We start from the raw sequence: 12967 nt of genomic DNA, 5'->3' as shown, positions 1-12967 counted from the left end.
CTACTCGGTAATACCCTGGACGGTCGAGACATTGCTGATCAGCGGCGCGATGATCTGCAAGAACTTGCCGAACTCGGCAGTCGGATGGTTCGACACGTAAAGTATGTCCTTGTCACGCATTTCGAAGAAACGCGACAGGAAGAAGCCATTCGGATCGCGCAAACTCAGCTGATAGACAACCGGCACCAGTTTTTCATTCGCAACATGCTTCGCCAGCTCCGGGCGAATATCCCGAACAAGATCGGAGTCTTCATAGCGGAAGAGGAAAATACCTCCAGAGTCGGCCTTGAAATCGTTGAGCCCGCCAACCGTCGCGAGTGCTTCCGCAAGTGTCACACTCTTGGTCTTGAACGGAACAAGCTGGTTCGATTTCACCGCGCCAAATGCCGAGAAAGTCCGAGGCCGGTGTGACAACAGAATGTTGTCATTTGGCGACACGAGAACATTGTTCTCCGGGTAGTCGATCAGGTGCTCCATGCGGGTCGTACCCGAGCGGCGACCGCGTTTGAGCGTGACCACGGTTTCATAGGTTGCCTCGCGGGAACCTCCAGCAGTAGCAACCAAGTCAAGGAGCCGGGTCTGACGTAGCGGCAACGGATAGACACCAGGCTTGGCGACATCGCCAACCACGACCGCCGTCTTGCTCAATTTCTGCTGCAAAGACACGAGCACCTGGGGCTCAACAGCCTTGCCAATCAACTTGTTCTGGATGGACTGGCGTAAGCCTTCAACGCTCAACCCAGCGGCGCGAATGCGGCCAGCATAGGGTATGAAGATATAGCCAGTCTCATCAATCACAGCCGGTATCTGACTGCTTCCGCTGTCGGAACTGGAGAACAGACCATCTGGAGCAGCCTCCCATATCCCGACCGTGAGAGTATCGCCCACGCCAAGAAGCGTGCTTGAGCCGCCGCTGCCTACACCGCGGAACTCATTTGCAAACGCCAGCGGTCGATATCGCTTGATCACGTCGATGTTTTCACGATCGATTCGGATGATCGAATAACCGTTCTGGGAGGAATCTGCCTCTATATCCTGTGAAGAGATATTGATCGCCCCAGGCCCATCGCCCGGCAGCGCCGCACATGACGCAAGTGCCATGGACAAAATAACTAAAGCCGCAAATCTCATTACAAACCCATTCCACCCAACCAATCGCAGGCTTGGTAACACGCCCAGACGCACCGTGTCCAAGAAAGCTTCGTGATTTTTGGTCGCGCATCAATTATCTGTTGTTCCCCGGCAACACTCCACTCTGAAATCGTTAACGAATTGAGATCAGGTCACTTTTTTCCGGCGCTTTGCTGCCGCAAGGGAATAGAAAAGGGCAATATTTCGGTTTGATTGAGCGAATCGCCCTTTGCTCCAGAGAAGCCTAGATCGGATGTCCTGATGGCCAACGCAATTCCTTCTGTCGCCGCCGAAATGTCCGTCATCAAGACCGCCAGCAAGCTCTTGAACTGGCTGATTGACGACGCCCTGCCTGTTTGGTCGACCAAGGGCGCTGACAGGCAAAACGGCGGGTTCTATGAAGCTCTTGAATTGCAGACGGGCGAAGGCTGCGCCGTTCCCAAGAGAGCGCGCGTGCAGCCAAGGCAGATCTATAGTTTCATAGAAGCCGGCCGCCTTGGATGGGACGGTCCAGTCAACGATCTCGTCGCCGGGGGACTCGATTGGTATCTGGAGCACTATGGTCTTGAAGACGGTTTGATCGCGGCAGCAGTCGCGCCGGACGGTGCCGCGGCCGACGCGAGCTTTGACCTCTACAATCACGCGTTTGCACTGTTCGGCATGTACCAGGCCGCCGAAGTTCTGCCCGAGCGCAAGACGGAGCTCCTGGCCCGCTCGAGGGACATGCTGGCAATGCTGCGCCGTCAATACGGGCATACAGAGCGCGGATTTCGAGAGAAAAACCCGGACGAGCCTCCGCTTTGCTCCAACCCGCATATGCACATGTTCGAGGCTGCGCTCGCCTTGGAGCAAATTGACACCTCTGGACCATGGCTTGCCCTCTCCGACGAGATTGCCGGTCTTGCCATGGATTGCTTTATTGATCCGGTGAATGGCGGCCTGAGGGAGTTTTTCGACCTTGACTGGTCGCCCATGCCGGATGATCGCGGACGTGTGATGGAGCCTGGCCATCAGTTTGAGTGGGCCTGGCTTCTGGTCAGATGGGGCACCTTGCGCGGCAACGCCAAAGCGCTGCAGATGGCGCGGCGCCTCTACCAGATTGGCGAAACCCGCGGGATCGACACGGATCGGCAAGTGGCGATCATGGCGTTGAACGACGATTTCTCAGTGCGCGACCCGCTTGCGCGTCTGTGGGGGCAGACGGAGTGGATCAAGGCTGCGGTGGCTCTTGCCGCCCATTCAACGGGCATCGAACGCGAGGCCTATCTTGAGGACATCGTCCGCAGTTCAGATGCGCTTTTTCTCTATCTCAACGCTGCACCGGCTGGCCTTTGGAAGGACAAGCTCAGGCAGGACGGTTCTTTTGTCGATGAGCCCGCGCCAGCAAGTTCCTTTTATCATATCGTTTGCGCGATCGCGGAGCTGGACCGCATCGCGAAAACACTCGTCCACGCCGCGGACTGACAATTTTCATCCTACGCGTTGGCCCCGACCCGGAGACATGACGCACAAGCAGATCTCGATGCCCGGTTTTCGGGCTTTCCCGATCGGCTTCAGCTTTCTATAGAGAGCATGAGTTTCAGATACCAAGGGGACCGGCCATGTCACAGGCACGCATCATTGACGGCAAGGCGATAGCCGCATCCGTACGCGACGAGATCTCAAGCCGTTCGGCAGCGCTGTTCGAGGCCAGCGGCGTGCGTCCGGGGCTTGCCGTCGTGCTTGTTGGCGAAGACCCGGCAAGCCAGGTCTACGTCCGCAACAAGGACGCCACGGCGGCCGCATGCGGTTTCCATTCCGTCAAGCACACGCTGGACGCAGACACGTCGGAAGCAGATCTTCTGGATCTGATCGGGCACCTGAATGAGGATGCTGCGATCCACGGCATTCTCGTACAGCTGCCGCTGCCCGGTCATATCGACGAAAGCAAGGTGCTGCGGCTGATCAAGCCGGAGAAGGATGTTGATGGGTTTCATCCGGTCAACGTCGGCCTGCTGACAGCCGGGGAGCGCGACACTGCCCTTGTTCCCTGCACGCCGGCCGGAAGCCTTGTTCTGTTAAAGAGGACGCTGGGCGACACGCTCTCCGGCATGAACGCCGTGGTCATTGGACGCTCGAACATCGTCGGCAAGCCCATGGCCAGCTTGCTTCTGCAAGAAAGCTGCACGGTTACGATCGCCCACAGCCGGACCAAGGATCTGCCAAACGTTGTGCGCGCGGCGGATATTGTGGTGGCTGCGGTCGGGCGTCCGGAAATCGTGCGCGGTGACTGGATCAAGCCGGGTGCAACCGTCATTGACGTCGGAATCAACCGAATTCCGGCGCCTGAACGCGGCGAAGGCAAGAACCGTCTCGTCGGCGACGTTGCATTCGATGAGGCCGTCGGCCATGCAGGGGCCATTACGCCGGTCCCGGGCGGCGTTGGACCGATGACCATCGCGATGCTCATGGCGAATACTCTGACCGCGGCGCGCCGGCAGCTTGGTCTCGCAGAGGAAGCTGCTCTTTTCTAAGCAGCTTTTGGGCCCAGACGGCGCGCGAGAACCTGCGCCCAGTTGTTTTCAAGGCTTTTCCATGGTCTATCGGGTGTCAGGGTCTCTTAACCAAGAGACCCTAAACTTTCAAAGGGGATGGAACAGTCTGGCGGACAGAACGAGGGCAATATTCAGTCCTTTGATCAACCTGGACACGACCCGTAACGGGACCTCCCTGACCTGCCGCTCTATGACGCTGGCAGGACCGATCGAGCAGGCGGCAGTAAGTGGTGAGTCGACCGTCTAAAGCGCGCAGGACCAGCGCCCGCGCAATGTTCTGGAGTTCAACTGCCAGCCTCTCGGTTGGCGGCAGTGTTTCTTTGTGCCTGCGTAAGAGCCTCTCCTGCCTGACCCTCGTGGCTTTGTCCGTACTGCCTTTGGGCATGATGTCAGAGCCCGCCGCGGCCTATGAGCTTTTTGGCTTCAAGTTTTTCGAGAAGGAAACCGAGCCGGTCGAAACGGTGCCGGATCCCCTGCCCTACACGACAGAATTGACGGTTTCGGGCGGCCAGGAAGATCTGCAGAAAAGCCTCAAGGCCGTCTCGCTCCTGGTCACAAAGGAAAAACAGTCTCCCTCGGGACAGGCGGGGCTTCTTTCCCGCGGTCTTGCTGATCTCGACCGGCTGGTCGCCCAGCTCTACACCAGCGGCCACTACGGCGGTACCGTCGACATCCGGTTTAACGGCACGGGCCTCGAAACGGCGCTTGAAACCGGTACAATCCCCGGTGCGCGCCCGGTCGTCACCACGATCAATGTTTCGCCGGGGCCTCAATTTACCTTTGGCCGCATTGAGATCGACGCAGCTGGGGCCGACGGCCCCCTTCTTTCCGAAGAACCCTCCTTTTGGGGTCTGACGCCGGGAGACACGGCCAGCTCCGGTAAAATTCTCCAGGCGGAAAGCCGGATCGTTCTGGTCCTGCGCGGACGAGGCTATCCGAAAGCCAAGATCAGCGAACGCGTGATTGTCGCAGATCACGCGACCAACAAGCTGGACGTTCGAATCGCCGTCGAAACAGGCCCTCAGGCGACCTTCGGCACTGTCAGCGTTGGCGGAACCGAGGTCACGGACCCGGAGTTCGTCGCGCGGCAGGCGATGATCCCGGAAGGCACGGTCTATTCGCCGAAAGAACTAGAGGACGCGCGGAAGCGGTTGAACAACCTCGGCATTTTCTCCTCGATCCGGCTAGTCGAAGGTGATGTGATCGGCCCGGATGGCCGCTTGCCGATCACGATCGAGGTCAGCGAACGCAAACGCCACGTAATTGGTGCCGGCGCCTCATGGTCAAGCACGGAAGGCTTTGGCACGGAAGCCTATTGGCGGCGCCGAAATCTCTTTGGCCGCGGAGAGCTGCTGTCCATCGAAGGCTCGGTCGGGCGTATTGGCAATTCCGAACTTGAAGAGATGGAGTATTCAGCGCGGATCGCGTTTGAAAAGCCGGGTGCGTTCGGCCCACTGACCAAGTTCACCACAAGCCTTGGGGCCAAGCAGGAAGCGCCGGACGCCTACACCAGCCGCAGTGTGACACTGGATGCCTATCTGGCACGCGAGTTCAGCGAAAAACTTCATGGCCGGGCCGGCGCAGAGATCTTCTACGCCAATGAGGAAGACGCCTTTGGAACCGGCGACTATCTCCTTGTCGGCCTGCCCGCAGACCTGACCTACGACAGCCGCGACGACAAGCTCAATCCCTCGAAGGGGATCTTTGCTGCCGCAGCGGTCGAACCGGCCTATGACACCCTCGGCCAGAACGCCATGGTGTTCCTCAAGGCGACGGCCTCCAGCTACATCGCCCTCGACAAGGCGAAGCGTTTCATCCTTGCAGGCAAGATCTCGGGCGGCAGCATTCTTGGGCCAAGCGTCGAGGACATCCCGGCCAGCAAACGCTTTATCGCCGGTGGCGGCGGATCGATTCGCGGCTATGCCTATCGGAATGTCGGGCCGCGAGTCGATGGCGAAGTCGCGGGCGGGCGCAGCCTTCTGGAACTTTCCGGAGAGGTTCGCGTCAAGATGACCGAGACCATCGGTGTCGTCGCCTTTGTCGACGCCGGGAATGCCTATTCGGACAGCACTCCGGACTTTGATGAGCCTTTGAAGATAGGCGTGGGTGCTGGCATAAGGTACTTTACGCCGATCGGGCCGCTTCGTATCGATGCCGCGGTGCCTCTGGATCCGGAACAGGATGATCCCGACTTCGCGCTTTACGTCGGTCTCAGCCAAGCGTTCTAACCTCGGAAGAGCGATTTGAAACGACTTCTCAAAGGCCTCCTCTGGCTGGTTTTGCTTGTTGCCTTGCTGCCTGTTCTTGCCCTTGCCGGCATGCAGTTCGAGGCGGGGCGGACATTTGTCTCCGTCCTGATCAGCAAGGTTGCCTCGTCTCCCGAGCAAACCATTGAACTGGAAGACCTTTCCCTGAGCTGGTCCCTTGATGCCGGTCTCGGTGCACTTCGGATTTCGGACAGGAACGGCGTCTGGCTGGATGCAAATCGTCTTGACGTGACCTGGTCACCCCTCAGCCTTTTGAGAGGCAAGGTGGACATTGAGACCGTTCATGCCGAGGCGATTGCGCTTTTGCGCGAACCTCTACCTGCCCCGGCCAGCCCTGACGAAGAGACAGACGAGGAGGAGCCACAGAGTTTCGGCCGATCCGCACCGGAAGCCCGCCTTGGCAAGCTGACGATTGACAAATTCGTGCTCGCCGCGCCGCTCTTGGGCGAAGAACTTTCCCTCGCCGTCAATGGCTCCGCGGTGGTTTCAAACGACCCGCTGGATCTGGCGGCCAAACTCGACATTCAGCGCATCGACGAGAGCGGCGGAACGATCCTCGCAGACATACGCTTTGCACCGGATCTCGAAACGCTCGACTTCGATTTGACCGTCCGCGAACCGCGCGAAGGGCTCGTCGCACGGTTGCTGGATGTTCAGGATCTGCCGGCGCTGGACCTGACCCTGACCGGCAATGGGCCTCTCGACAATTGGGCAGCAGAGCTTGCCCTCGCCCTTGACGGCCGCGAGACGGTGAGCGGAAAGGCCGTGCTCAAGGAAGCAGGCAGCAATCGTCAACTGGATGTGGACCTCGATGGCAGCCTCGCGCCGTTGATGCCTGACCTTGCGACCGCGTTCTTTATCGGCACGACAGATCTCAAGGGCACCGCTGTCTTTGACGAGAGTTTTCAACCGACCTCGGCGGACCTCACGCTCAAAACCCAGACACTCGAGTTTGCAGGGCGCGGCAACTACGACCTTTCGACGGAGACCGTTGGGGCCTCGGCAAATCTCAAGGTCAGCGCCGGTGATGGCAACCTGATCGCTCTCGACGTGACCGACCGGCGGCTGGCCTTTGGTCCGTTGTCCGTGGACACTCAACTTTCCGGAACACTTGAAAACGCCACCTGGACGGTCGACGTGCTGGCACAAAGCCTGTCCACGACCGAAGGTGATATCGGTCAAACCCACCTAAAACTCGCCGGTACCAATGCCAAATTGACACCAGAGCAGCAGAGCAGCGATTTCACGCTTGATCTGAGCGTAGACAACTTGCGTCCCTCAGACGCAAAGCTGCAGGCCATCTCTGGCAAGAGCGACCTTTCGGCGAACGGCGCGGTTTCCGCATCCGACGAACAGATTTCCCTGCAAGCTGCGCGGCTTGTAACGCCGGCGGGAACGCTCGACCTGGCATCTTCCGTCTTTTCGCCAGACCATTTCGACACGAGCGGCAAGGTCGGCCTGGGCAACCTGTCCATGTTCTCGGCGCTGGCCGGGCAGCCTCTGGCAGGTTCCCTCGCCCTGACGTTCCAGGGCAAGGGCGACCCCGCAGACAAAAAGGCCGATCTTGATGTTACCGCGAACGGCCGCAATCTCAGCCTGGGCCTCGCGCAGCTGGATGCGCTCTTGCGCGGCTCAACAACCCTGACAGCCAAAGCGAAAGTCGACGGTGTCGATGATCTCGAGCTGACGTCTCTGGTCTTGAAGGCGCCGGGGCTGGACACATCAGGCACCGCCAGTCTTGATGCAGACGCGCTTTCGGCCAGGCTCACCGGCGCATTTCCCGACCTGTCGCTCTTGAACCCGGAAGTCGCCGGAACGCTCAAGTTCGCGCTTTCCAGTGACGGCCCGGTTTCTGCGCCCGAGATTGCCGCGGACCTTTCCTCGGAAAATCTTGTGCTGTCCGGAACACCGCTAGAAAAATTCAAGCTGACGGCGGAGGCAACCGCCTCCGCGTCCGCTCCTCAGGGCCGCATCGAGACATCCGGCGAGCTCAATGGCGCACCGCTGACACTGACCGCGGATCTTTCCAGCGCGGACGGTGCCGCAACCATCGAGAATCTAAACGCGGAAGTCGACGGCAACCGGATCACCGGACGCTTTGAGATCGCCGACCTTGCAAAGGCGCCCGACAGCCTGTCGGGGCGCCTGACGATTGATGCGCCGACGCTGGCGGCTCTTTCGCCGCTTGCCCTGCGCCCGATCAGCGGCAGCCTCACCGGCGACATCGAGGTTACGGCCACAAATGACACGACGCAGGCCGTGACCCTCGACATCAAGGGCAGTGCGCTGTCCGCCGACAGCCTCGAGATCGGCGACCTGACGGCGAATGCCAAGGTGACGACACCTTTCGACGCGCCGCGCGTCAACGGGTCGGTACTGGCCACTCAAATCATCGCAGGCAGCATGCCGATCCAGAGCCTCAAGCTGGATGCAGACAACCAGGGCGCGGAGACAGCATTCACCACCGCCGTGCGCCTGACCGATGGTGCGAGCGCCGACGGTCTCGACGCCAGTGGCCGCATCGTTCAGGCCGATGAGACAATCACTCTGGATCTCGAAGCCTTCGATGGCACCTATCAGGGTCTGAAGACCTCCCTGAAGGAACCTGCGCGCGTCACCTATGCGGGCAATGTTGCGCAGATCGAGAGCCTGATCCTTGCGCTTGGCTCGGGATCTCTTTCCGTGACCGGAAGCGCCGGGGACCAGCTGGACATCGCTGCCGAGCTCAATGCCGTGCCACTCGCGCTGGCAAATGCCTTTGCCCCCGGAACAGGCCTTGGAGGAACACTATCGGGCAAGGCGACAGCCAAGGGGCCAGCTGCCGAACCTGTCGCAGACTGGACGCTGACTGCAAACGGTCTGACGGCAACCCAGCTTTCCAGCAACGGTTTGCCGGGGTTGAATGTCGAAAGCACCGGCACGTTCAAGAACAACCTGGTGACCCAGAAGACAACCGTCAGCGGCGCGGAGGGACTTGCCCTGACCGCAGACGGCCGCATCGGGATCGAACGTCCCCAATCGCTGGACATCGCGCTCAGTGGACGCTTTCCGCTGGCCTTCCTGCGCCGTCCGTTGACTGAAGCGGGACTGCGCGCCAAAGGCGGCATCGATCTTTCCGGCTCCGTGTCGGGTACCCTCGCCTCACCCCAATACGCGGTAACGGCAAAGCCGAACGGCATTTCCCTGACCGAGCTGACGACCGCACTGACGCTTCAGGACGTGACCGGCTCCATCGACGTGACACCTGCCGGAATCACGCTTTCCGCGCTACAGGCCAAGCTGTCGAGCGGCGGATCGGTGTCTGCGTCCGGAACGGTCGGTCTCGGGCCGGGTCTCGAGGCCAACATCAAGGCCAAGGCCGACCAGGCCCGCTACATCGACCCTGGCCTGGTGACCTCAGTCGTGGACGCCGACATCACTGTCAGTGGCCCTCTTTCGAGCAGCTCCCAAGCGGCCCTCATTTCCGGACTGATCACGATCGGGAAGGCCGACATCTCGATCCCCGAGACCCTGCCCGGCTCGGTGTCGCCTGTCGCTGTGCGCCACCTGAATGCGCCCAAGGCGGTCCGCGAACAATTGGCCGAACTTGGCGCGGACAAGCAGGAAAGACAGACCGAAGACACACCGGGCCTGCCACCGAAGCTGGATGTGAAGGTTTCGGCCCCCGGACGGATCTTCGTGCGTGGCCGTGGTCTCGATGCCGAGCTTTATGGCGATCTCACCATCGCAGGGACGACAGAAGACCCGCAGGCGGTTGGCGCCTTCTCGCTCAAGCGCGGCCAGATGGATATCCTGACGCGGCGCCTGGCTTTCTCCAAGGGGTCAGCCACCTTCTACGGATCCCTGACGCCGATCATCGACTTTCTTGCCTCGACGACTGTCAACAGCACCACTGTCAACGTCAGCGTCGAAGGGCCTGCCGACGACCCGGTCATAGGCTTCACGTCCTCGCCCGAGCGTCCACAGGACGAAGTTCTGGCACTGCTTTTGTTCGGCAAGGAGATGGGTTCGCTTTCGCCCAGCCAGATCGCCCAGCTTGCGGCGACCATCGCGACGCTGACCGGGGGCAATGACAACGGGCCTCTGGCACAGATCCGCAAGTCGCTTGGCCTTGATGCGATCGACGTCAACACGGACGGCGATGACGGCCCCAGCGTAGGTGTCGGCAAATACCTTAATGACAACATCTATCTCGGCGTCGAGCAGGGTGTTGGCGAGGGCGGCAGCCGGGTCAAGGTCGACATCGATCTGGACCGTGGTCTCAAGGTCAGGGGCGAAGTCGGCGCTGACGGTTCGTCCAAGGCGGGCATCTTCTTCGAAAAAGAATACTGATGTCACAAGGCCCGAGGGCCTTGAAAATTCTGACAATGTGCAGGTTCGAGAGCGTCCGGCTCTGTCCGCAAGCCGACCCTCAACTTATCGACCATTGTCATTCGGGTCGTGCCTGTGTCAGGTTTGGCCAATCAAAAAGAGCAAATGAGGAAACAATTTTATGATCCGCCCGAAAGCTGCCAGCGATCCGTTCACACCTCCTGCGACGGACTACACGCTTGGGGAGCGGATCTGCCGTGCACGCGATTCCGTCGGATTGTCGACCGCACAGCTGGCCCGGCGCCTTGGTGTGAAGACCACCACCCTTCAGGGCTGGGAGAGCGATCGTTCCGAACCGCGTTCGAACAAATTGGTCATGCTCGCCGGCCTGCTCAACGTCAGCCCCACCTGGCTGCTTGTCGGTCGTGGAACCCCGCCGCAGATCGATGATGCGCCGGCAGCCAATGCAAGCATGCGCCAGTCCCTTGACCGGGTGCAGGCGCAGGCCCTCGCCCTCGTCGACGAGATCGAACGCCTGAAGCTTTCTCTCGACGACTGAAGCCTTAAATCTGCAGAACGAAGAGCGTGATGCCGAGGGCCATGGCCGCCAGGAAGATGGTCTCGGCAACGATCACGCCGATATGCCGTGGTCCGAGCGCGGCCATCGCCCGGAGCGAGGTCTTGACGCCCAGCGCCGAGATCGCAGCGATGAGCAGCCAGCGCGAGGACACCTGCAGGCCTTCCTGAACCACGGGCGGGATCACACCGGTCGAGTTCACCAGCAGCAGCGCGGCAAACGCCACAGCAAACCAGGGGAAGGACGCCTTGCCCGAGTTGGCAGCGGTTCCGTTCTTTTTGGCCGCGTAGCCATAGGCAAAGGCCAGGATCAGCACCACGATGGGAAGCATCGCCACGCGCAGCAGCTTGACGTAGGTGGCAATGTCGCCGGCCTCGTCGGATACCGCATAGCCGGCGCCGACGACCTGGGCGACGTCATGGATCGTCGCTCCGAGCAGAATGCCGATGCCCACATCCGAAAAGCCGAACAGGCCGAAGACAATCGGATAGGAAATCATGGCGATGGTCGACAGGGTCGTCACGGCGATCACCGTGAAGAGCGTGTCGCGCTCCGCTTCACGGGTTTGCGGCAGGGCCGAGGAAATCGCCAGGGCCGCCGAGGCTCCGCAAATGGCGACCGCGCCGCCGGTCAAAAGGCCGAAATCGCGGCTGCGCCCGAGCAATTTCGCTATGATCCAGCCAAACAGAATTGTCGCTGACACGCAGAAGATCACCAGCAGGACCGGCCCAATGCCCAGAGACTGGATCTGCTGCAGCGTGACGCGCGCGCCGAGCAAGGCAACGCCGATCCGCAGCAGCTTGCGTGCCGTGAACTCGATGCCCTGGACGCAGGGACCTTCCTGGGACAGGAAGTGAAAGGCGATGCCCAGCAGCAGCGCAAAGAGCATCACCGGCCCGCCATAGTGGTCGGACAGGAAACCGGCAGCCCCTGCGATGGTGAAACACAGCAGAAGGCCCGGCAGAAGGGTCGCGGCTTGATCGGAGAGCTTACGGATATTCAAGGTCATGCGGCTTCCGGTCCCTTTGCAAGATGACGGACTTCCTCAAGGATCGGGGTCGGCAGGCTTACCCCTTCCCGTTCGGCCCTCTCCCGGAGAGCGAACCTGCGGCTGCCCGGCAACCGGGCGCCCTCCTCGCCTTCAACCGCTTCAACCAGCGTGGTGATGCGGTCGCCGAAGACACCGCCCGAGATCATGCCCGGGTTCAGCGCAAGGATCACCTGGCCAAGGTCCGGCACACCGCCGTCGCCGGTAAAGAGGCTTGAGGCTTCAAACCCGAAACTGCCGCCAACAATCGCCGCCGACATGACCTCGACCATCATGGCGAGCGCTGCGCCCTTGGCTTCGCCGATGGGCAGCATCGTGCCAGCTATGGCCGCGGTGGGATCCGTGGTCGCATTGCCATCCTTGTCCAGCGCCCAGGTGTCGGGAATCGTCGTGCCGGCCCGTTCCGCCGCCATCACCTTGCCACGCGCGACGCGCGACATGGCCAGATCAATGACCAGCGGCTCACGGCCCGGCACGGGCGCGCCAAAGGCAATCGGGTTCGTGCCGAACATGGGATTCTTGCCGCCCCAGGGCGCAATCGCCTTATGCGCATTCCCGAAGACAAAGGACACCAGCCCCTTTTGAGCCAGCGCCTCACAATGGGAGCCGCCCTGTCCGAAGTGATGCGAATGCCGGATCGCGGCCATCGCGATGCCGTGCGCCCTGGCCATCTCCGGCAGGGTGTTGAGCACCAGGTCAATGGCCGGATAGGCAAAGCCATAGCCCGCATCGACCCGAAGAAGCGATGAGCTCACCTTTTCGAGCGTCGGCGTGACCGTTCCTTTCACCTTGCCTGTCCGAAGCTGCGCCACATAGGACGGCACGCGGGACAGACCATGTCCAGGCTGCCCGGACGCTTCCGACAGAACAAGCGCATCGGTTACGAACCTTGCATTTTCTTCGGAGGCGCCGTTGGCGGTCAAGGCGCTGAAAACGAGGCCGCGCGCTTCGTCGAGCGAAATGGTGGTGTGGGTCATTGGCAAGGGTCTTTAAACCGGAGGAGATGGCAGGCCACTTCCCAATAACGATCCTGCGCCCCGGTGGCAATACGCCGCGCCAATCGAGAGCCCGATCCCATCAGGAACACGTGTTGCCGCTC

8 protein-coding genes are annotated in these 12967 nt (G+C 60.8%); 5 read left to right on the top strand and 3 right to left on the bottom strand.

Going from position 1 to position 12967, the window contains the following annotated elements; translation table 11 throughout:
- Window positions 1-1101, bottom strand: a complete 1101-nt coding sequence (locus tag IG617_RS02540; RefSeq protein WP_209008215.1) for an SLBB domain-containing protein — start codon at window positions 1099-1101, stop codon at window positions 1-3.
- A 291-nt stretch (window positions 1102-1392) separates the two neighbouring features.
- On the opposite strand from IG617_RS02540, the gene IG617_RS02535 reads away from it, so the two are divergent.
- The 5 genes from IG617_RS02535 to IG617_RS02515 all read left to right on the top strand — a co-directional run bounded on the left by IG617_RS02535 (window position 1393) and on the right by IG617_RS02515 (window position 10802).
- The gene (locus tag IG617_RS02535; protein ID WP_254170406.1) at window positions 1393-2595 is read left to right on the top strand and encodes an AGE family epimerase/isomerase; all 1203 of its coding nucleotides are present in this window, start codon (window positions 1393-1395) and stop codon (window positions 2593-2595) included.
- 137 nt (window positions 2596-2732) lie between these two features.
- A complete protein-coding gene (folD, locus tag IG617_RS02530) occupies window positions 2733-3644 on the top strand; it encodes a bifunctional methylenetetrahydrofolate dehydrogenase/methenyltetrahydrofolate cyclohydrolase FolD (protein WP_192106996.1) in 912 nt (303 codons plus the stop codon).
- A 293-nt stretch (window positions 3645-3937) separates the two neighbouring features.
- Window positions 3938-5893 carry an autotransporter assembly complex protein TamA gene (locus tag IG617_RS02525; RefSeq protein WP_192106994.1) on the top strand — a complete coding sequence of 652 codons (1956 nt, stop codon included), beginning with the start codon at window positions 3938-3940 and terminating at the stop codon, window positions 5891-5893.
- A gap of 15 nt (window positions 5894-5908) precedes the next feature.
- A complete protein-coding gene (locus IG617_RS02520) occupies window positions 5909-10264 on the top strand; it encodes a translocation/assembly module TamB domain-containing protein (protein ID WP_192106992.1) in 4356 nt (1451 codons plus the stop codon).
- 160 nt (window positions 10265-10424) lie between these two features.
- Window positions 10425-10802 (top strand): helix-turn-helix domain-containing protein, encoded by a 378-nt coding sequence (locus IG617_RS02515; RefSeq protein WP_192106989.1) that lies wholly within the window; start codon window positions 10425-10427, stop codon window positions 10800-10802.
- A gap of 4 nt (window positions 10803-10806) precedes the next feature.
- Here IG617_RS02515 and IG617_RS02510 read toward each other — a convergent pair whose 3' ends face one another.
- Window positions 10807-11829, bottom strand: a complete 1023-nt coding sequence (locus IG617_RS02510; protein ID WP_192106987.1) for a YeiH family protein — start codon at window positions 11827-11829, stop codon at window positions 10807-10809.
- Complete coding sequence (locus IG617_RS02505; RefSeq protein WP_192106985.1) at window positions 11826-12845, bottom strand: Ldh family oxidoreductase; 1020 nt, start codon at window positions 12843-12845, stop codon at window positions 11826-11828. The genes IG617_RS02510 and IG617_RS02505 overlap by 4 nt, the downstream gene beginning before the upstream one ends.
- Between the last annotated feature and the right edge of the window lie 122 nt (window positions 12846-12967).

The sequence above is a fragment of the Roseibium polysiphoniae genome, from assembly GCF_014842925.1.
GTDB lineage: Bacteria > Pseudomonadota > Alphaproteobacteria > Rhizobiales > Stappiaceae > Roseibium > Roseibium polysiphoniae.
Note: the sequence above shows the minus strand (reverse complement) of the source record. Positions and strands in the feature narration are given on the sequence as shown.